The organism is Flavobacterium aquidurense (assembly GCF_002217195.1).
GTDB classification, from domain to species: domain Bacteria; phylum Bacteroidota; class Bacteroidia; order Flavobacteriales; family Flavobacteriaceae; genus Flavobacterium; species Flavobacterium frigidimaris.
This window is the reverse complement of the sequence record NZ_MUGR01000024.1, coordinates 1-22,330: the sequence shown is the minus strand read 5'-3', so window position 1 is coordinate 22,330 and position 22,330 is coordinate 1. Positions and strand designations below refer to the sequence as shown.

Sequence of the window (22,330 nt, the reverse complement as noted above, 5' to 3'; positions counted from 1 at the left end):
TAATTTATTATTAATTTTTAAAGATTTAATAACCAAAATCATTTTTTAATTGTCCATTACTTCCATCAATAAACACTTGCCATATTGGCCAGAATTGTCTGTTATCAGGGTTAACTCCCGGTTTATACAGCGATGCAATTTTAGCATCTGCTGTTGTACCTGTCCATGTCCAGGCAAGAGCAGTATAGGTTACTCCCGGATTTGTTGTTTCTCCTCTGTTTAATCCGTAGATATCAAGAGACACATTATCTGCTTTATATTTATAGTACAAAGTTGCTGGTACATCGGCATATTGACCTGAGCGAGTTGATAACTCTGTCATTTTTTGTTTTGCCTCATCTAATTTTGCTTTCAGCAAATTCCAACGAATTAAATTTTGCTTGCGCTCCATTTCTCCGGTAAACTCAAATTTATTCTCTTCAACAAGAGCATTAAACATTCTTTCTTTACTACCTAAATTGTTTACATAGTTCTCTACTTTTTCAGTCTGAGCTGCTACAGGAAATGATCTTCTTCTAATTTCTTTCAAATATGGCATTGCTGCTCCGGGTCCTTCTAATTCGTTTGCTGTTTCTGCGGCAATAAGAAGTACCTCAGCATAACGCATGTACATTTTATTAACTCCATCATCATTGTCGGAAGTAACTCTGCGTGTCATCCATTCATAACGGTATTTACCAAAGTACCAAGTATCTAAAGTCCCCAACTCTTGTTTAGCAATAGGAAATGGAGCTGCAGCTACAGCAGTACCCCATTTATAAGGTACGCACGTAACATCTCTACGTAAATCTGTTGGATCATAATCGTAAAAAACAAATGGTAATGGACCAGCTACACCACCACGATTGGCACCATTAGCCTGAAATTGATCACTAACAGAAGTATGCTTTACTGCAAAGGTAAATAACATACGCCCACGACCATCAGCAAAAGGAAGTTCCCAGAGAGATTCTCCTCCGGCAGTAGTATTTTCCTGATTGTATTTTCTCCATAGTCCCTCAAAAGTAGATTCTAAACGAGCAGAACCACTTTGAATTACTTCGCGAGATTCTTTTAATGCCAATGCATACATATTAGCTACCGAAAGTTCCGGATCATTACTTCTTCTTACTGCATCAGGATATTGTTGATAACCACTTGCAGCCAAGGCCAAACGTGCTCTAAATCCTTTTACAAAAGCCTTATTAATATGTTCTACGGTACTTGTAAAAGTAGTCTCGTTAGGCCATGCGACCAATGTTGCTGCTTCTCCTAAATCTGCAATTAATTGTTTGTAAAGAATATCCCTGCTTGATTTAGGCAAATATAAAGTAGCAGTAGTAATAGGTTCAAAACGAGCCGGAACATCTCCCCATGCCTTAATTAAATCAGCATAGTAAATAGCTCTTAGTGTCAAAGCTTCTCCTAATAGCTGTCCCATTTCTGTTCCCGGCAAAGGATTTCCATATTGACGTATACCCTTAATACAAACATTGGCACGCTCAATACCCGCAAACATCATTGCGTAAGCATTAGTGGTAGTATTCATCTCCGTATTCCCCGGCTTTGCATCATAAACACACAAATCTGCCTTATCTCCTGCTGTTTGAGAAGCATTATACCACTCTGTATCTGTATTTAAACCATAATAAGGTAAGAAACGTCCTCTGTAAGAGTTTGTCTCAGCAAACGGTACTTTAATTCCATCAACGGCCCCTTTTGCAAGTTCAGCTGCAGAGAAAATTACAGACGGATCTAATGTCGATGGAGCATCTGTATCTAAATAGTCGTCTTCAAATTGCTGGCAAGAACTGAATAAACTCGAAATTATCAATCCTGCTATTATTAATTTATGTTTCATTTTGTGATAATTTAAAATTAGAAATTAAGATTCATTCCAAAAACCATTTGTCTGCTTCTTGGATAAGGACTAGAATCAACCCCTGGTGTCAATGGATTTTTTCTTCTCGTTGAAACTTCCGGATCAGAACCCGAATAGTTAGTCCAAACAAAAACATTGCTTGCAGTCAGATAGAATCTCAATTTAGAAACTCCAAGTTTAGAGGTAAACATCTGAGGGGCTGTATACCCCAATGTTAAAGTATTCAATCTTAAAAACGATGCATCCTCAACTGCCCAATCAGTAAATATGGCGCTTCTCATATAAGGAGACCACATCGTCGTATTCGCGTTAAGAGCTGTTAATGCAACCGGATCTGTTACTAACTGACCTGAAACAGGATCAAGATTCGTCCATCTGTTTCCGTCAGCCATAGTAGAATTTAGATTTTTGTACTGCCCTGAAGCAGTAGCTGTCGAAAATTCAATTTTATCAGCATTATATATTTCATTACCAATACTCCAGTTAAAAGCTGCCATTAAATCAAATCCATATGCATTTCCGTTGATCACAAACCCACCTGAACTTTTAGGATTAACATTACCAATAACTGTTTTATCGTTTAGGTCAACTTTACCATCTCCATTCACATCTTTCAGCTTCATGTCACCAGGCTTAAGAGAACTTCCGTCTCCCACTAAAGTAGTAGCAGTAGGAATTACCCCGGTTTTTAAGACATACTTTCCTCCAACATAATCAAAGTCCGAAACTTCATATCTTCCGTCATTCTTATAACCATACATAGTCCCCAGAGAAGAACCAACCGCTATTAGATAATCATCTCCAATTTGTGAAGAAGCCCAACCTGTAGCCTGTCCAAAATTATTCATCACACCTAGTGAGTTAATTTTATTCTTGTTTATTCCCATATTGAATGAAAAGTTCAATCCGTATTTGGCTTTGTCAATAGCTACAACATTTATAGTAGCCTCGAAACCTGTATTTTGTGTTTCTCCCATGTTACGGTATTGAAAATCATATCCTGAACCCGCAACTGGAAAATTAATTAACAAATCACTGGTAATATTTTTATACACATCAAAATTACCACTTAAGCGATTTTTGAAAAATCCAAAATCCAAACCAACATTCTGAGTTACTGTTGTTTCCCATTTCAGATCCGGATTAGGCATTGTTTTTGAAGGTGCCCAAACACTGGTAACTCCATTGATCCAGGTTGTTGGTGTAGATTGAAAAATTTGAATTTGCTGTCCAACAGGTATATTATTATTTCCCGCCTCACCATAACTAGCTCTTACTTTAAGAAGATCTATCCAGCTTGCATCTTTCAGGAAACTCTCTTCAGAAATTTTCCAACCTGCTGCAAAAGCCGGGAAATATCCCCAACGATTGTCTTCTGAAAATTTACTTGAACCATCTGCACGAAATGTGGCTGAGAATATGTAACGATTTTTGTAGTCATAATTGGCACGTCCGAAAAATGATAATAATTTATCTTCAGGGCTGTAATAATTATCTACTGCTTGCGGAGTTCCTTGTGTTGTTAATGTTTTTGCCTGATTAAAATCAAAAAAGTTAGGATATCCGTGAATGGTATTAGTTAATGTATTTGAAGTATATGTAATACTTTCTTGTCCAAGAAGAACATTCAAATGATGGTTAGCACCCATTATTTTTTTGAAATCATAATTTAACGTGTTAGCATTTCTAAAACGTTTATCATTACCATTTGACATAATCATTGCCGGCTTACCCTGTAATGTACCAATTGGAGCATTTGCCACATAGTAAGTGCTACGTCCATAATAACGATAATCTAAAGTATTGAAATTATCAAGACCTAAATCTACTTTCAATTTTAAATTGTCTATAATCTCCCATCCAAAACTTCCTAACATATTAAAGTTCTTACGAAATTGCTGGCGATTATTATCAGAAATTGATCTCAAAGGATTTATCAATACGTCTGAGCCATCTCCGGAAACATCTTCAGAGGTCAAACCTGAGACTGGAATTGGTGCATAACCAACAATCGTACGCATACGTGAATCTGAAGAAGATTTTTCGTTTTGTTCATTTACACCTCCACCATCAATCTCAGTATCTGAATAACGCACTGTAAAACCAACATCAACCTTATCACTTATTTTACTATTTAAAGCCAGGGAAAGGTTATTTCTTTTATAGTTTGAACCTATCATAATGGCCTTTTCATCGTAATGAGCATAATTAAAATTATAATTAACCTTATTACTTCCTCCTCTAATTCCTAAATCACGGCTTTGCACCTCTCCTCTGCGTCCGAAAATCTGCTTTTGCCAATCATCACCCTTTAGACCTTTGTACATATCCTGATCCTGCCAATTTCCAAAATACTTCGTGTAAGAAGTTGGATCAGAAGCTACTTTTGTCCCTGTTTGTGACAGTAAAGCATATTCGTATTGCCACTTCGTATAATCATCCGGTGACAAAACATCAATTTGATTCGCCATGGTTTTCATACCATAGAACATGTTAAAACTTACTGCCATTTTACCATCTTTTCCACGTTTTGTTGTGATAAGAATTACCCCGTTTGCACCACGTGATCCGTATATTGCAGTTGAAGCAGCATCTTTTAAAACTGTCATTGAGTCAATATCAGATGAAGAAATATCATTCATACTGTTTACCGGAAATCCATCTACGATAATCAAAGGCGAAGCATCCTGAGTAAGAGAACCACCTCCACGAACTCTGATTTTTATATCTGCATCCGGTGACCCCTCTGATGAGCTTACCTGTACACCTGCAATACGACCTGTTAAGGCTTCAGCAACATTCGCTACCGGAACCTTTTTCAAATCATTACCCGAAATAGTCGATACAGCTCCTGTTAAGTCGCTTTTTTTCACTGTTCCGTATCCAACAACTACAACTTCATTTAGTGTATTTGAATCTTCAGATAAAACAACATCAACTTTAGTTTTTCCGTCAACGGCTATCTCTTTGGTTTTAAAACCTATAAAAGAGTAGGTCAATACCGCTTTTGAACTGCTAAGCTTTATTTTGTAATGCCCGTCAAAATCTGTCGAAGTTCCGTTTTTGGTTCCTTTTTCTAATATATTAACACCAGGTAAAGTCAGTCCCGCAGCGTCCTTAACAGTTCCCTCAAGTGTTACGCTCTGCGCACTCATTTGATGGCTCGTCAGTAAACACAATAAGAAAACAACTGCAAAGCAACCATTTGCTCCCTTGTTAAATAAATCTTTAAAATTCATGGTTAATTGTTTAAGTTATTAATTAGTTTTTAGTTTAAGTGGTTTTTTGTGATCATTTAAAGTTTACTCTTTCAACTTTTCTGTTACAGCTAAAAATTCATTTATCCAACAATGCTAAGGGATTATAGCTATTAAAGTCATTTTAATGAACTTATTTTTTGTCTTTTAAAAAAAGTTGTAATCGATTACACAAACATAAATATTTTTTTGACACAAAAAATCAAAACTCATAAAAATTTCCTAAAAAAAATAAAAAACCAAAAATAAAAGCACTTTTTTATACGACATGTGTAATTTAAGTTGCAAATAAATATTAAATATATTTTTAATATTTCTAAAATTGTTGCGATTTCCGAATAAAAACAATCGATTACACTAAAAGTAATTGCAATATTAGTAAGTGTATTTTTAACATTTAATAATAGGAAAATTTACAATAATCTTATTGCAAATTTTAATAATTTGGGAAATCACTGAACCTAAAGCGCACAATAAAACAATACTATTCCTACAAAATATTCTTTCATTGGTCTGTCTTTAAAACTTTATACTAAAAAAAGTTAGAACAGGGCATAAAAAAGCCCTTAAACAAAAATCGTTTAAGGGCTTTCTATTTTTTAAAGAAGTAGTTAGCGATTATGCACGCTGTAACTGTAAAGCACTTTTATGCTTTTGCATTAATACAAAAGTGATGATCATACCTAAAATAGCCATTGCAACCCCAATAAGGTTTGGTGAAGCATAACTATATCCTGCAGCCAGAGGCAATCCGCCTAAAAAGGCACCTAAAGCATTCCCAATATTAAAGCTTCCCTGCAATGCTGCCGAAGCAATCATTTCAGCATCTTTAGCAGTTCGAATCATCAACATCTGAATTGGTGCGATAACAGAGAAAGAAATAGCACCTGTCAGGAAGGTCAGAAATAACGAAACGTATTGATTAGATGAAAACAGATAAACCAAAATCAAATCTATCGACATCACAAATAATAAGGCCAGTACGGTAGGAGCCGGCGAATATTTATCTGCCAGTTTACCTCCTAAAAAGTTTCCAACTACCATTCCCAAACCGGCAAGAATCAATATATACGAAACATCTTCAGCAGAGAATTTTGAAACATTTATTAATAAAGGAGCTATATAACTGATCCAGGCAAATAAACCTCCAAATCCTATGGCGGTGATTCCGATGATTAACCAGGCCTCGGTTTTCTTAAAAAACTGCAATTGTGTTTTCATATTTACAGTCTCACCCTTATCAAGATTGGGCATCCATAAAGAAATAAACAAAAACGTAAGTAAACCAACTGCTCCTATTAATATAAAAGTATAACGCCATATAAAATGGTGTCCTATATAAGTACCTATTGGTACGCCTATTAAATTGGCTAGTGTTAAACCGGAAAACATAATCGCAATTGCCTGAGCTTCTTTTCCTTTATCAGCCAAACGACTGGCCACTACAGCGCCAACGCCAAAAAAAGCTCCGTGTGGTAATCCGGACAGAAATCTAGATGCGAATAAAAAATTATAAGTAGGGGCAATAATCGAAAGCGCATTAAAAACCGTTAACATCAAGGCTAATATCAAAAGCATTTTTTTAGGAGCAAAATTTCTCCCTAAGATCACTAATAAGGGAGCACCAATAACAACGCCCAGTGCATAGGCAGAGATTAAATATCCCGCAACGGGAATCGAAACTTTCATATCTGAGGCAATATCCGGTAACAAACCCATCATAACAAATTCGGTAATACCGATTGTTAAACCTCCTAATGAGAGTGCAATAAGACTTTTTTTCATTTGTTTTTACAAGAAAGGAATAGATTTTCTATGGTGCAAATTTAAGACGATTGTGCTTAAAATAAATTGTACATTTGCGACATAAACTTGTAAATTTAAGTTATGCCGAAATTAAATCAATTCAAAACTCTGGTCATTGATGAATTTGAAGATGAAAAATTTCACCTTCCGCCACACACGCATACCTATTATGAAATCATTTACATCAAAAAAGGCAGCGGAGTTCATCATCTGAACAACAACTTATTGCCCTACAAGTCAGGTGATCTTTTTGTGATTTCACCGGAAGACGAGCATTATTTTGATATTAAAAAATCAACCCGATTTTTCTATATTAAGTTTACTGACAATTATTTCAACTCGAAGCAAAACCTTACCTGCGATGAATTTTTAATTCACACTCCGGAGAGTTTCATGCGTGATAAAACACTCAAAGAAACAGTTTTAAAACTGGATGATCCCTGTAAGACAATATTAAAAAACACGATCGAAAACATTGCAGCTTATAATTGTAAAACAGATGTCTCGACCTCCCCTATTGTATTTTATCAGATTCTTTCGATTTTTGGATTAATTAAAGAAACCATGCGCGGTATGAATCTTGTCGTGAAAGGAAATTCTATCGATAATGAACAGATCACCTCTTATATCCATCAGAATATTTACCAGCCAAAACTGGTTCAGATAAAGGTGATCGCCAATCATTTTAATATTGCCGAAACGTATTTTAGCGCTTACTTCAAAAGGACTTTCACAATTAGTTACCGCGATTATATTCATAATTTGAGAACGACTTTGATTGAAAAAAGAATCCATAACAATCAGTTGCCAATTAAACAAATTGCGTATGAGTTTGGTTTTACAGACGAAAGTCACTTATCGAATTATTTTAAAAAGAGAAAAAACATGAAACCAACTGAGTTCAAAAAAACATAACATTCGAAATCTTAAATAAATAGCGGCTGTTAAAAAAAAACTTTAAATTTGTATTGTTAAATAGCTTTTTCATTGACTAAAAAAATCCACATATTATTTCTCTTTTTAACCCTTGGCTTCTTTATGATGTCAAATACGGGTTATGCATGTGGAAAAGTCAAAGAAAAAACTTCGTGTGAAAAGAAATCAATTTCAAAAAAGGATACTGCTGATTCTTGCCAAAAAGACTGTTGCAAAAAAAGTCACGACTCTAAGAAAGACCCGCACGGTTGCAACGGAAAATGTGATCATTCCGGCTGCACCACTTCTGGATTACAATATAGTCTAGTAACTCTAAATGAATTTGAATTCGATAATAATCTATTCAATTTCTCTTTTGAAAAAGCAACTCCTTATTATAAAAACCTTGCTATTTCGGATGGTTTTACTTCGATCTGGTTACCGCCAAAAATAAAATAATTCTGATTTCTGACAGCCATAATTGGGTTTTATCACAAAGGCAACAAGGCTCAAAGAAAAAAAACAAATTATATTCTAAAAACTTCAGGACTGTAATTTTACGGAGCTGTCTCCACAATAAAAACTTTAAATTAGAATTATTTAACTTAGAGAAAGATTTATAATCTCTATAACTATAAAAACACATACAATGAAAAAATCAATTTCAACGATAGCAGCAGCAATTACATTCGTATTTACTGCAAATTTTGCTCAGGCAAATACAATCAAAACAGAAACAACTATAATCGAGGTTGCGGATTCAAGTCAGCTCCAATCTGTTTATGATGCTTATTTTACCGTAAAAGATGCTTTGATTAAAAGTGATGCCAAGCTAACTTCGGCGAAAGCCACAGATTTACTGGCTGCCATTACGGCTATAAAAATGGATAAATTAAAAACTACTGAACACACTGCATGGATGAAAGTGGTAAAAAAACTAACCGCTGATGCTAAAAGTATTTCGAATACAACGGATCTTAAAAAGCAACGAGAGACTTTCAAATCCCTTTCAAAAAACACATACGACTTAATTAAGGTTTCTAAATCTGATGTGGCTGTTTACAAACAATATTGCCCAATGGCTGATGCAGACTGGTTAAGTAAAGAAAAAGCAGTTAAGAATCCGTATTATGGTTCTTCGATGCTGACTTGCGGAAACGTGGTAGAAACCATCAAATAAATATGACGCTCTACATCAAGAATATGGTGTGTGGTCGCTGTAAAATGGTTGTGAAGTCTGAGTTGGATAAACTCGGACTTCAGACTATCTCTGTAGAATTGGGAGAAATTGAACTTCAAGATGCTATTACAGACAATCAAAAAGAAGTTTTGCTTAAAAACTTACAAGATTTGGGTTTTGATTTTATTGATGATAAAAAGAGTAAAACCATTGAAAAAATAAAAAATCTGATTGTTGATCTGGTTCATCATAAAAACAACGAGCTTAAAATCAACTTGTCTGATTATTTAGTCAAAAACATCAATCAGGATTATAGTACACTTAGCAATCTTTTCTCGGAAATTGAAAATAATACGATCGAAAAGTATTTTATCAGTCAGAAAATTGAGAGAGTAAAAGAGCTTCTTAATTATAATGAACTTTCGTTAAGCGAAATTGCTGATATGCTAAACTACAGCAATGTAGCACACTTAAGTAATCAGTTCAAGAAAATCACAGGATTTACGCCTACTTACTTCAAGCAATTGAAAGATAAAAAACGTATTGAGATTGAGAATTTATAAATCAAATTTTTACTATAAAAAAACGTGCTAAAATTTAGCACGTTTTCTATTTATCTGAGTAATGTCCCATTGCCGAAATCACAACAACGGTTACAATTTCTTCTTTTACTCTATATAGCAATCTGTCTTTTTTATTTATACTACAAAAACACAAAAACCGTGCTGTTTTAGTACAACGTAATTCTTTAAGTAAAAATATCATTATTTTTGTATAACACTCAAATTCAATTACTTCTTTACTTTAAAAATTGAGAATTTATAAATCTTACAAATCATTCTCAAAATTATACAACCCGAAGTAATCGTTACTTCTCAACTTTGCATTGTAATACTTAAAAAACATAAACAATGACTCATCACTATATAATTTCAGGAATGTCTTGCGATGGCTGTCGTAAAAAAGTCGAAAAAACGTTGAATACGATAGAAGGAATTCAGGCCGAAGTAAAATTAGATCCTCCATTGGCAACGATTACCATGCTAAAACATGTTGCAACTGAAAAGCTTCAGGAAGTTTTATCTGCGGCCGGAAGCTATACTATTGAGATGACTTCATCTAAAAATGTTTCAAAAACTCCTGTTTCATCTTGTTGTTCAAGTCAAAAAAAGGAAAATCATGACCAACACAACAAAGCCCAGCCTGTAGCACATCAACAGAATACAAGCGGAATTTATTATTGTCCGATGCATTGCGAAGGCGACAAAACTTATAACAAACCAGGAGACTGTCCGGTTTGCGGAATGGATCTTGTGCCACAAGCCGCCATAAACAATACGCAATTTACCTGCCCGATGCATCCGGAAATTATTTCGGACGAGCCGGGCGACTGCCCCATTTGCGGCATGGATTTAGTGCCAATGCAGGCTTCTGAATCGGAAGAAAATAAAACCTACACTGATTTATTAAAGAAAATGAAGATTGCCGTATTATTTACGCTTCCGATCTTTATTATCTCGATGTCAGAAATGATTCCGAATAATCCTCTTTTTAAAATAATGTCTATTGAAAACTGGAATTGGGTTCAGTTCTTATTTTCGATTCCGGTACTTTTTTATGCCGGATGGATGTTTTTTGTCCGCGCCTGGAAATCGATTATTACCTTGAACTTAAACATGTTCACTTTAATTGGGATCGGAACAGGTGTTGCGTTTTTATTTAGTATTGCGGGAATGTTCTTTCCTGATCTTTTTCCGTCTGAATTCAAATCACATCACGGCACCATTCATCTTTATTTTGAAGCGGCAACGGTAATTATCACATTGGTTTTATTAGGCCAGTTATTAGAAGCCAAAGCACACGGACAAACGAATGGAGCCATAAAAGCATTATTAAAACTTGCTCCAACAGAAGCCACTTTGGTCGAAGACGGAACTGATAAGGTAATTTCGATTCATAACATAAAAAAAGGAGATTTGCTTCGTGTAAAACCCGGAGAAAAAATTCCGGTAGACGGAAAAATCACTACCGGAGAAAGCAATATCGACGAAGCCATGATTACCGGAGAACCTATTCCGGTTGATAAAAAAGCAGGCGATACTGTCATTGCGGGAACCATAAACGGAACAAAATCATTTGTAATGATTGCTGAAAAAGTGGGTTCAGAAACTTTGCTTTCACAAATTATACAGATGGTTAATGATGCAAGCCGTTCCAGGGCTCCAATTCAGAAATTAGCTGATCGTGTGGCAAAATATTTTGTTCCAACTGTCGTAATCATCTCTATTATCACCTTTATTGTCTGGGCAAAATTTGGTCCGGAACCGGCTTATATCTACGGATTAATAAATGCAATTGCCGTACTGATTATTGCTTGCCCTTGTGCTTTAGGATTAGCAACGCCAATGTCTGTAATGGTGGGTGTAGGTAAAGGAGCGCAAGCCGGAATCCTGATAAAAAATGCCGAAGCACTGGAAAACATTAGCAAAATAGATGTTTTGATTACGGATAAAACCGGAACGATTACGGAGGGAAAACCTTCTGTAGAAAAAATCTATGCCGATAATCAAAATGAAAATCTCTTACTGCAAAATATTGCTTCTCTCAACCAGCATAGCGAACATCCTTTGGCGCAAGCCGTTGTTAATTATGCTAAAGCTAAAAACCAGACCATACTTGATGTTCCGGACTTTGAAGCCGTTGCCGGAAAAGGAGTTACAGGAACGGTGAACAGCTCAAAAGTCGCTTTGGGAAATAAAAAACTAATGATTCAGGTTGGCGCTTCGATAGCTGAGGACATTGAAAACAAGATTATTGCAGAACAAAATCTGGGCAAAACCGTTTCTTATATCGCCATAGATAAAGTTGTTTTGGGTTATGTAACGATTACAGATGCCATCAAAGAAAACAGCGTAAAAGCCATCAAAGAATTAATCGAACAAGGTGTTGAAGTGATTATGATGACGGGCGATAATGGTAATACGGCCAAAGCTGTTGCAGATCATCTGCACTTAAGTTCTTTTAAAGCCGATTGTCTTCCCGAAGATAAACTAAAGGAAATTCAGCGTTTGCAAGCCGAAGGTAAAATCGTCGCGATGGCCGGTGACGGAATCAACGATGCGCCAGCTTTGGCGCAAGCCAATATAGGAATCGCAATGGGAACCGGAACGGATGTTGCCATAGAAAGTGCCAAAATAACACTTGTAAAAGGGGACTTAAACGGAATTGTAAAAGCTAAAAAACTAAGTTACAACGTAATGAAAAACATCAGACAAAATCTGTTTTTTGCCTTTATATACAACGTTTTGGGTGTACCCATTGCAGCTGGAATTTTATATCCTGTGTTCGGGATTTTGCTTTCGCCAATGTTAGCAGCGCTTGCCATGAGCCTTAGTTCTGTTTCAGTAATTGTAAATGCTTTGAGACTGCGAAGCTTAAACCTTTAATAAATCAATATGAAACGATATCCTATTCTTATTGTCTTTTTGATCGCCTTTACTGCAAAAGCTCAAAAAGTCGTTCGTTACGATTTACATGTTCGCGATACGATTGTCAATTTTTCAGGAAAAGAGAAACGCGCTCTTACGATTAACGGACAAATTCCCATGCCAACATTGACTTTTACCGAAGGCGATATTGCGGAGATTTACGTGCACAATGATTTAAAAAAAGAAGATACTGCGCTGCATTGGCACGGATTATTTTTACCAAATAAAGAAGACGGCGTTCCGTATTTGACTCAAATGCCCATAAAACCGGGAACAACGCACAAATATAGTTTTCCTATTATCCAGAACGGAACCTATTGGTACCACAGTCATTCCGGTTTGCAGGAACAAATTGGTTTGTATGGATTGTTTATTATCAACAAAAAGAAAGATGACCCGACTTTTAGAAAAGGAATTGATGATTTACCAACGGTTCCTGTCATTTTAAGCGAATGGACAGATCTAAAACCAGAGAACGTGCAACGAATGTTACATAACGCCAATGATTGGTTTGCAATAAAAAAAGGAACCACTCAAAGTTATGTTGAAGCTATTAAGCATGGTCAGTTTTCGACAAAAGTCACCAACGAATGGAAACGCATGAATGCCATGGATGTCAGTGATGTTTATTATGAAAAATTCCTGATTAACGGGAAAAATGACGAGCAGCTTTCACAATTTAAACCAGGCGATAAAGTCCGGTTGCGAATTGCAAACGGCGGTGCTTCGAGCTATTTCTGGCTAACGTATGGTGGCGGAAAAATAACCGTTGTGGCCAGCGACGGTAATGATGTTGAACCTATAGAAGTCGACAGATTAATTATTGCCGTTTCTGAAACGTATGATGTTGTAGTTACGATTCCTGAAGATAAAAAATCATTTGCTTTTCTGGCTACAGCCGAAGACCGAACCGGATCAGCATCTTTATTTTTAGGTGAAGGAACCAAACAACCCGTTTCACATCTTCCGAAATTAAAATATTTTGAAGGTATGAAAATGATGAATGATATGATGAAGATGAACGGCGAAATGAATGACATGGGAATGAAAATGTCTCTAAACAAAATGGACATGAATGCGGTAATGTATCCTGAAATTTCCGGAGAAGAAGAAGGTACAAAAACTGAAGATCATTCGATGCATAATATGGAAGGCATGAAAATGGACGATATGAAAATGTCGAACGATACTACAGAAGTTGCAGAAATCACAACGCTGAATTATGGAATGCTGAAATCACCAACCATAACAACGCTTCCAAAAGACGCTCCTGTAAAAGAATTACGTTTCGAATTATCAGGAAATATGAATCGTTATGTCTGGAGTCTGGACAACAAAGTAATTTCTGAAACCGATAAAATCTTAATCAAAAAAGGAGAAAACGTCAGGATTGTATTGTACAACGGATCGATGATGCGCCACCCAATGCATTTGCACGGACATGATTTCAGGATTTTGAACGAACATGGTGATTATTCTCCGCTAAAAAATGTCATTGATATTATGCCAATGGAAACTGATACGATCGAATTTCAGGCAAATGCAGATGGCGACTGGTTTTTTCACTGTCATATCTTGTATCACATGATGGCGGGAATGGGACGTATTTTTACTTATGAAAATTCGGCACCAAATCCGTTGATTCATGATCCTAAAATGGCGGACAAAATGCTAAAAATGGACGACCGTATGTTTCACTTTATGGCCGAAAATGATTTTGCCACAAACGGAAACGATGGTGAAGCAATGTTGGGTAACACGCGTTGGAGCATTGGAACCGAATGGAGATTGGGGTATAATGATAAACATGGTTATGAAACCGAAACCCATATTGGCCGCTATATTGGAAAAATGCAATGGTTCATGCCTTTCATAGGTTTCGACTGGCGTTACAGAAAAATGGGAATGGACGAGCAGGAACAAAATCTCTTTGGTCAAAAGAATACCAAAGACAATCGTTCGGTTTTTAGCGCCGGTATGGAATATACTTTGCCAATGCTTGTAAAAGCTCAGGTAGAAGTTTATACTGATGGTAATGTAAGAATACAATTTGAACGAAAAGACATTCCGCTTTCCAGACGTTTAAGAATGAATTTAATGTGGAATACTGATAAAGAATATATGGCCGGTTTAAAATATATCGTTGCCAGAAACTTTGGAATAACAACACATTATGACAGCGATATGGGAGTCGGATTTGGCGTCAATTTGAATTATTAAGATCTAACATTTGTCTTATTCTAATATAATTTTAATTTTAATAAGCTCATTTTAAGAATGGAACCTTTTATATTTGAAATTCATTATTAAAATTTAATAGTCTTCAATTCAAAATCATGAAAATAAAAAAATTTAAAAAGAATTTTAATGATTCGATTACAGATGAGCTAGTTCTTTTTCTAGAAATAAACGAAGAACTGGGATTCGAAAATTACTCTCAGGGTTTTGGTTTACTCAGAGATGACAAATCAGGAATAGCGACGTGGTCTGAAAATCCTGATTTTTTAGACAAGTTAATGCCTTTTGCACAGGCAAACTGTTCGGGATCAATGTATGCAATATGGAATAATGACGAAAATAAATCTCTAAACGAATTGCCAGTAGTCGTTTTTGGTGATGAAGGAGGTTATCATGTTACAGCAAAAAACATCTTCGAATTAATGCAGCTACTAACTTTTGATACTGAAATTACAGTTGATCATGAAGAAGTTTATTTTTATAAAGATGAAGATTACGAAGAAAGTGAAGGTCTGGCGGAATACAAATTATGGCTTAAAGAAACCTTTAATCTGAATACTGTAGATAATGCAGATGAAGCACATTCAATTTTAGAAAATGCACAAAAAATGTACAAAACTGATTTTGAAAAATGGGTTTCTCAATATTACTCAGAATAATAACTTTTACATTTTACAAAAAGATTATCAACATACGTCTTTTCAAAATGCACAAAGGCCGTTATATTAAAATCAAAAAAGAATAAGTACCTAACAATTAAATTATATAAAAAATGAAAAAAGTATTTGCCGTTTTAACCATCGCTTTATTTACAATTGGTGTACAAGCACAAGACACAAAACCAGCTCCTAAAAAGGAAAAAGAAAAGAAAGAATCCTGTTCTAAAAAATCAGGAGACAAAAAAGACAAAAAATGTTGCTCTAAAAAATAATGGCAACATGTGTTAAAAGTAAAATGCCTCAAATATTCGAGGCATTTTTTTTATGGCTATTTTTTTGCGACGAATTTCACGAATTGACACTAATTTTAAAGTTCAATTTAAAAAAATTAATTCGTGCTGATTCGTGAAATTCGCGGCAAAAGACTTTAAAACTATTTTAAACGAACACTCCATTCAAAATCCATTTCTGAAACCTGAACTCCTTCTTCATTTGTTCCGATAGATTTCATCCAGAAGGTTTGTCCCTCGCCTGTTTCTATTGTTCGTTTAATAGCGTCGGCAATTAAATGTCCGTCGTTGCAGACAAATGATATTCTTCCGGTAGCTTTTTTGGTAAAGTTTCCTTTGTTATTGGCAACCAGCATCGAGATTTTTTTTCCGCTTTGCTGAATTTGCGAAATCACCAAAGCTCCTGTCGTTAACTCTGCGGCCATTGCCTGAACGGCAAAATACATGGAGTTGAAAGGGTTTTGATTGATCCATCTGTGTTTGACACTTACCACGCATCTATCTTCGTCGATTGCCTTTACACGAACACCGCAAATATATGCTGATGGTAATTTGAATAATACAAATTTGTTGAGTTTAGAAACTGATATTGTCATGATATTTATTTTTTTATGTAAAAATACAAAAAAACTATGCACGCACAATATATTGCAATTACTTTCCTAAAACACCAATAAAATCAGTTATTCCGAATGGTTTTCAATACATTATAGCTGTTTTATAAATTTTAAATTTGTTAAAACTTTGTTAATTTTAGGTACTATGCAAAACAAGATACTGTCTTTTGACCATATATTTGCATAAGAAAATACTATATACTTTTAATCATGGAAACAACAACACCACTCATCATGGAAACAACATCAGAAAAGAACATTGCAACGTTCACGCATTTAAGCACTTTAAGCCAGTACATTATTCCGTTTGGAAATTATATTTTCCCAATTCTAATCTGGACGAGCTATAAAGACAAATCAGAATTTGTAAATTATAACGGAAAGCAGACTTTAAATTTTCAGTTAAGTCTTTTGCTTTATACTTTGATTCTGGCTTTAATTGCAATTCCAATTTTTATTGCTGTTTTTCTTCAAAATCTTCCAATAGAAGCTGTTTTTAACAACGAAGATTTCTTCATCAGAAATTTTGATTTTCAAGGAAACATTGCATTATTAAGTATTGGAGCAACAGCAGTTTTACTTTTTGGATTGTTAAAATTTGTTGAATTCTTTTTAGTCATTTATGCTTCAATAAAAACTTCAAACGGAGAATTATATAAATATCCGCTTACGATTCCTTTTATAAAGTAAGACTTCGAATCCGCTGAGCCTGACAATTGACTCGCTCAGTGTGACATAAAAAATTAAAAGTTATAGCCGAAACTTTGCAGGCAATCAACAAGAATCGTTTCGGAATCAATCATCAATCAAAATCATCAATCATCATCAATCAAAAAACGAATTGTTCAATCTAAAAAAAACAAAATGAAATTATGAACATTGAAAACACAAAAGCACAGATGCGCAAAGGTGTTCTTGAGTTTTGCATCTTATCAGTATTAAAAGAAAAAGACGCATACACATCAGAAATATTAGACACTTTAAAAAACGCAAAATTACTAGTTGTTGAGGGAACTGTTTACCCACTTCTAACCAGGCTGAAAAACGACGGTTTGCTTAATTATCGATGGGAAGAATCGACTTCAGGACCACCACGAAAATACTATGGATTAACCGAAATAGGACAAACATTTTTAAACGAACTTAGCGGTACCTGGACAGAATTGTCTGACGCCGTAAATCTAATCACCAATCAAAATCAATAAGTCATGAACAAAACAGTAAATATTAACTTAGGCGGTATGGTCTTTCACATTGATGAAGATGCATATTTAAAATTGACACGCTATTTTGACGCTATAAAACGATCTCTAAACAATTCTTCCGGTCAGGATGAAATCATTAAAGATATCGAAATGCGAGTTTCTGAATTATTAATTGAGAAACAAAAAAGCGACAAACATGTTGTTGGACTGAAAGATGTTGATGAAGTGATTACGGTAATGGGACAACCTGAAGATTATATCCTTGAAGACGAAGAAAGAACAAATCAGTCTTTTAATGACTACGGAACAAGAAAACATAAAAAATTATACCGCGACAAAGAAAAAGGTATGATTGGTGGTGTAGCAACCGGTTTGGGGCATTATTTTGGAATTGACGCTGTATGGATAAAAATCTTATTCTTAGTATTTGTTTTTGCAGGTTTTGGAACTGGAATTTTAGCTTATTTTGTTCTTTGGATTGTAACTCCGGAAGCGGTTACAACCTCAGAGAAACTTGAGATGACAGGAGAACCGGTTACAATTTCGAACATTGAAAAAAAGGTTCGTGAAGAAATTGAATCTTTGTCTGATAAATTCAAAAATGCAGATTATGATGCAATGGGAAACCAGGTAAAGTCGGGAGCTGAGAGAATAAGTAGTTCATTTGGAGACTTTATTATGACGGTTTTTAAAATCTTCGCTAAATTTTTAGGCGTAATCTTAATCATGTCAGGACTAAGTATTTTGATCATGTTACTGATTGGAGTTTTTACTTTAGGAACTAATATCTTTATTGATTTTCCGTGGCAAAACTTTGTTGAAGCAGGAAACTTTACTGATTATCCAATCTGGTCATTTGGTTTATTAATGTTCTTTGCCATTGGAATTCCGTTTTTCTTTTTGACACTTTTAGGTTTCAAATTGTTATCTCCAAACTTAAAATCAATTGGCAATATCACGAAATATACTTTGTTAGCCATTTGGATCATTGCAGTAGCTATTGCGATCAGTATTGGAATCAAACAAGCAACTGAAATTTCATACGATAATAAAACAGTAGAGAAAAAAATACTTAATATTACTCCAAAAGACACCTTGTTTGTGAAATTCAGATACAACGATTATTATGCAAAAGACCTGAATCACCACAGAGATTTTGAATTTGTACAGGATTCGGCCAACAATCAGTTAATCTATTCAAATGATGTTCGTTTACATGTTTTGCGTACTGATGAAGCGGCTCCTTATATTCAGATAGAAAAAACGGCAAGAGGAAATTCATTCATCTCAGCAAAACAAAGAGCAGAGAAGATCAATTACAAATTTCAGCTTAACGGAAATCATTTAGTTTTGGATAATTATTTCCTTACAGATGTAAAAAACAAATTCAGAGGCCAGGAAGTTGATGTGTATTTATACCTGCCGGAAGGTCAATTATTCAAACCAGATGCATCTGTACAGGATTATGACGACTCAGAAAATGATTTTTTCAACTTACACTTTAGCGGCAATTACAACTACAAAGTTGAAGGTTCAAAAATTAAATGCCTGAACTGCCCATCAGAAGAAAACGACGATAATGATCAAGACGAAGAAAATGTTATTGAAAATGACAGTATAAATGAAGTATCGGTTAAAATTAATGGAAAAGAAATTTTAAACGGAAAAAAAACCAACGGCAGATTAACCACTGACAAAAACGGAGTTATAATCAAAATTAACTAAGCCATGATAAAAATAATCATTCATATTACAAAATTCCTTATTGCAACTATTACAGCACTATTGTTTGCCTCATGTAACTTTAACGTGAATACAATTGAAGGAAGCGGAAATGTTACGACTGAAAAAAGAATCGTTAACGGAGATTTTACTAAAGTATCAGTAAGTAATGCGATCGATTTAGTCATTATACAATCTGATTCTACTGAAATTATCGTTGAAGCTGACGACAATATACAGAAAGAAATTATCACAACAGTAGAAAACGGAACACTGATCATAAAATCAAATCACAATTCGTTCAGGGTTACAAAGAAAAAAGTAACGGTAAAAATGCCAAAAATTGACAAGTTAGAAGCTTCAAGTGCTGCAACTGTATCAAATACAGGAATTCTTCAGGGTCAGGATATTGATTTAGAAACGTCAAGTGCTTCCTCAATGAATCTTAATGTAGAATATGACAATATTACCAGTCAATCCAGCAGCGGAAGCTCAATAAAACTAGAAGGAAAAGCTTTAAAAATCAGAACTTCAGCTTCAAGCGGATCTACTGTTCATGCCAAAAGCTTATTAGCGAATGATATTCAGGCAGATGTTTCAAGCGGTGCTAACATAAGCGTGCATCCAATAGTAAGTTTAAAAGCAGAGGCCAGCAGCGGAGGAAGTATTAATTATGACACTACGCCTAAAACAATCGAGAGAACTTCGAATTCAGGAGGAAGTATCAGCCAGGGATAAACGCTATTTATCTGTTAAATATAAAAAAATCATTCATCGAAAGTGGATGATTTTTTTATATTTGTGAAAATCAAATCTAGAATTAATGAAAAAAAATACAGCCTTACTCCTATTATTATTGGTTACGACGCTAACTTTTGCTCAAAGAAGAGAAAAAATAAAAGGATCTAAAATCGTAACTACGTCAATAAAAGAGGTAGGAGAATTTGATGGTATTGAAGCCGATGACAACTTAGAAATTTACCTGGAAAAAGGAGAAAAAAACGAAATTAAAATTGAAGCCGACGATAATTTACATGATATTATCGGAATGGATTTAAGAGAAAAAGTACTTCGTTTATATACTTCAAAAGAAAGTACCATTTACAAAAAACTGATCGTTCGCGTTACTTATACCAGCTCGCTAAAACAAGTAATTGCTAAAAACGATGCTGTAATTTATGCTATTCAGGAACTTCAGTTAGATGATATCACTTTTAATACTTTTGATTATTCAAAATTATTCCTGAATGTAAATTCAAAAAAATTCACATTGTTTGCTGATGACAAATCAAAAACTGAACTGAATTTGAAATCTGAAGATGCAACTATACAACTAAGCAAAACCTCGTCTATTAAAACATTGGTATCTGCCATAAAATTCAAATGTGATTTATACCAGAAAGCCGTTGCCAATATTGAAGGTATTGCCGAAAAAGCAACTATTCGTTTAGACAACAATTCAATCTTTACAGGAACAAAATTCACTTTGAAAGACGCTAACATTACTGCAGAGAATTACGCCATAGGAACTGTTCTTGCCGAAACTACAGTTTCGATTGCACTTGGCGACAAAGCAGAACTTTCTCTCTTAGGAAGTCCCGCCATTACTCTGACCCGTTTTTCTGAAGAAGCAAAATTATTGAAGAAGATAAAGTAAAAAAAAGTTTCAAGTTTCAGGTTATTGGAATTTGAATTTTACCACAAGATTCGCTAAGATTGAATTTCTTTGTCATCAAAAAATCTTGCAAAGACGCTAAGGCGCAAAGTTTATTATAAAAATAATGTCCCACTCTAAAAAAGAATGGGACATTTTTATTTTTGATCTAAAGTTTCCAGCACTAACTTGAAACCTGAAACTAAATTTACTCTTTAGATGCCAAATATCTTTCAGCATCTAATGCAGCCATACATCCTGTTCCGGCAGCAGTAATTGCCTGACGATATACATGATCTGCAGCATCTCCCGCTACGAATACACCGTCAACATTTGTTTTAGATGTTCCCGGTACATTTACGATATAACCGGTTTCATCAAGAGTGATGTAATCTTTAAAAATATCTGTATTTGGTTTGTGACCTATAGCTACGAAAAATCCGGTTGCCGGAATTTCAAGAACTTCACCAGTAGTTTTGTTCAAAGCTTTTATCGCGTGTACTACTTGCTCATCTCCTAATACTTCAACAGTATCGTGGTTCAGTAAAATTTCAATATTCTCTGTTTTACGAACGCGTTCTTCCATAATTTTAGAAGCTCTGAATTTTTCGCTTCTTACCAACATCGTTACTTTTTTACAAAGCTTAGATAAGTAATGTGCTTCTTCACAAGCAGAATCTCCTGCTCCAACAATTACAACTTCCTGATTACGATAGAAAAATCCGTCACAAACCGCACAAGCAGAAACTCCGCCGCCCATTTGTAAATAATGCTGTTCTGATGGTAATCCTAAATATTTAGCAGACGCACCTGTCGAAATAATAACAGTTTCGCAGTGTAATTCGATAGCATCGTTAATCCAAACTTTTTTAATATCTCCTGAAAAATCTACTTTAGTAGCCCATCCATCACGAATATCGGAACCAAAACGTTTTGCCTGCTCCTGCAATTGAATCATCATTTCTGGTCCTGTAACACCGTCAACATAACCCGGGAAATTCTCTACTTCATTTGTTGTAGTCAACTGACCACCAGGCTGCATTCCCTGATATAAAACTGGGTTCATATTTGCTCTGGCAGCATAAATAGCTGCAGTATATCCTGCTGGACCAGAACCTATAATTAGGCATTTAATTTTTTCGATTGTATCTGACATAATTATGATTGTATTAATAATTGATGGCACAAAAGTAAGTTTTTATTGTTGGAAAAAAGAAACCGGTTAATCAGTTTTTGCTATTCTGAAATAGAGGATAACGAATAAATGCAGAAATAAAACCCTCTTTTGTAAATTACAACACGTTTTTTTGTCTTTGTAGCAGAACCTAGAACCTTCCCGATTTCTAATCGTGACAGGATAGCCACAATTTTAAGTAGTACAACCTAAATAGCGGCAACACTTTCTCTGAGACTATATCGGATGAAGTGCAAAACTTGG

Annotated in this window: 18 protein-coding genes; 13 read left to right on the top strand and 5 right to left on the bottom strand. The window is 34.9% G+C overall.

Going from position 1 to position 22,330, the window contains the following annotated elements; all coding sequences use genetic code 11:
- Positions 1-25: 25 nt before the first annotated feature.
- The 3 genes from B0A67_RS12385 to B0A67_RS12375 all read right to left on the bottom strand — a co-directional run bounded on the left by B0A67_RS12385 (position 26) and on the right by B0A67_RS12375 (position 6,903).
- Positions 26-1,840 (bottom strand): RagB/SusD family nutrient uptake outer membrane protein, encoded by a 1,815-nt coding sequence (locus B0A67_RS12385; RefSeq protein ID WP_072958775.1) that lies wholly within the window; start codon positions 1,838-1,840, stop codon positions 26-28.
- Positions 1,841-1,857: 17 nt separating this feature from the next.
- Positions 1,858-5,100: a SusC/RagA family TonB-linked outer membrane protein gene (locus tag B0A67_RS12380; RefSeq protein WP_072958771.1), complete on the bottom strand. Its 3,243-nt coding sequence runs from the start codon at positions 5,098-5,100 to the stop codon at positions 1,858-1,860.
- 636 nt (positions 5,101-5,736) lie between these two features.
- Positions 5,737-6,903 (bottom strand): MFS transporter, encoded by a 1,167-nt coding sequence (locus tag B0A67_RS12375; RefSeq protein ID WP_072958768.1) that lies wholly within the window; start codon positions 6,901-6,903, stop codon positions 5,737-5,739.
- 102 nt (positions 6,904-7,005) lie between these two features.
- Here B0A67_RS12375 and B0A67_RS12370 point away from each other — a divergent pair, with 102 nt between their 5' ends.
- From B0A67_RS12370 to B0A67_RS24985, 8 genes are all read left to right on the top strand, one after another.
- Positions 7,006-7,839, top strand: coding sequence for an AraC family transcriptional regulator (locus B0A67_RS12370; RefSeq protein WP_072958765.1), 834 nt, complete (start codon positions 7,006-7,008; stop codon positions 7,837-7,839).
- 123 nt (positions 7,840-7,962) lie between these two features.
- Positions 7,963-8,298 (top strand): hypothetical protein, encoded by a 336-nt coding sequence (locus B0A67_RS12365; protein ID WP_084074528.1) that lies wholly within the window; start codon positions 7,963-7,965, stop codon positions 8,296-8,298.
- 190 nt (positions 8,299-8,488) lie between these two features.
- Entirely contained in the window at positions 8,489-9,019 is a 531-nt protein-coding gene (locus B0A67_RS12360; protein ID WP_072958758.1) for a DUF3347 domain-containing protein, read from the top strand.
- 2 nt (positions 9,020-9,021) lie between these two features.
- Positions 9,022-9,582, top strand: a complete 561-nt coding sequence (locus B0A67_RS12355) for an AraC family transcriptional regulator (protein ID WP_072958754.1) — start codon at positions 9,022-9,024, stop codon at positions 9,580-9,582.
- Positions 9,583-9,930: 348 nt separating this feature from the next.
- The gene (locus tag B0A67_RS12345) at positions 9,931-12,465 is read left to right on the top strand and encodes a heavy metal translocating P-type ATPase (protein ID WP_072958751.1); all 2,535 of its coding nucleotides are present in this window, start codon (positions 9,931-9,933) and stop codon (positions 12,463-12,465) included.
- Positions 12,466-12,474: 9 nt separating this feature from the next.
- A complete protein-coding gene (locus B0A67_RS12340) occupies positions 12,475-14,727 on the top strand; it encodes a multicopper oxidase domain-containing protein (RefSeq protein ID WP_072958748.1) in 2,253 nt (750 codons plus the stop codon).
- 116 nt (positions 14,728-14,843) lie between these two features.
- Positions 14,844-15,404, top strand: a complete 561-nt coding sequence (locus tag B0A67_RS12335) for a hypothetical protein (protein WP_072958745.1) — start codon at positions 14,844-14,846, stop codon at positions 15,402-15,404.
- A 113-nt stretch (positions 15,405-15,517) separates the two neighbouring features.
- Positions 15,518-15,676: a hypothetical protein gene (locus B0A67_RS24985; protein ID WP_207557335.1), complete on the top strand. Its 159-nt coding sequence runs from the start codon at positions 15,518-15,520 to the stop codon at positions 15,674-15,676.
- Between the two features lie 161 nt (positions 15,677-15,837).
- Here B0A67_RS24985 and B0A67_RS12330 read toward each other — a convergent pair whose 3' ends face one another.
- Positions 15,838-16,290, bottom strand: coding sequence for a DUF4442 domain-containing protein (locus B0A67_RS12330; RefSeq protein WP_072958742.1), 453 nt, complete (start codon positions 16,288-16,290; stop codon positions 15,838-15,840).
- 231 nt (positions 16,291-16,521) lie between these two features.
- Here B0A67_RS12330 and B0A67_RS12325 point away from each other — a divergent pair, with 231 nt between their 5' ends.
- From B0A67_RS12325 to B0A67_RS12305, 5 genes are all read left to right on the top strand, one after another.
- Positions 16,522-17,001: a DUF4870 domain-containing protein gene (locus B0A67_RS12325; protein WP_084074526.1), complete on the top strand. Its 480-nt coding sequence runs from the start codon at positions 16,522-16,524 to the stop codon at positions 16,999-17,001.
- A 182-nt stretch (positions 17,002-17,183) separates the two neighbouring features.
- Positions 17,184-17,516, top strand: coding sequence for a PadR family transcriptional regulator (locus B0A67_RS12320; RefSeq protein WP_008464689.1), 333 nt, complete (start codon positions 17,184-17,186; stop codon positions 17,514-17,516).
- A gap of 3 nt (positions 17,517-17,519) precedes the next feature.
- Positions 17,520-19,241, top strand: a complete 1,722-nt coding sequence (locus B0A67_RS12315) for a PspC domain-containing protein (RefSeq protein WP_072958739.1) — start codon at positions 17,520-17,522, stop codon at positions 19,239-19,241.
- Between the two features lie 3 nt (positions 19,242-19,244).
- A complete protein-coding gene (locus B0A67_RS12310; RefSeq protein WP_072958734.1) occupies positions 19,245-19,976 on the top strand; it encodes a head GIN domain-containing protein in 732 nt (243 codons plus the stop codon).
- 85 nt (positions 19,977-20,061) lie between these two features.
- Positions 20,062-20,895 (top strand): GIN domain-containing protein, encoded by an 834-nt coding sequence (locus B0A67_RS12305; RefSeq protein WP_072958730.1) that lies wholly within the window; start codon positions 20,062-20,064, stop codon positions 20,893-20,895.
- A 205-nt stretch (positions 20,896-21,100) separates the two neighbouring features.
- On the opposite strand, the gene trxB is transcribed toward B0A67_RS12305, so the two are convergent.
- Positions 21,101-22,048 (bottom strand): thioredoxin-disulfide reductase, encoded by a 948-nt coding sequence (trxB, locus tag B0A67_RS12300; protein WP_072958727.1) that lies wholly within the window; start codon positions 22,046-22,048, stop codon positions 21,101-21,103.
- Positions 22,049-22,330 lie beyond the last annotated feature (282 nt).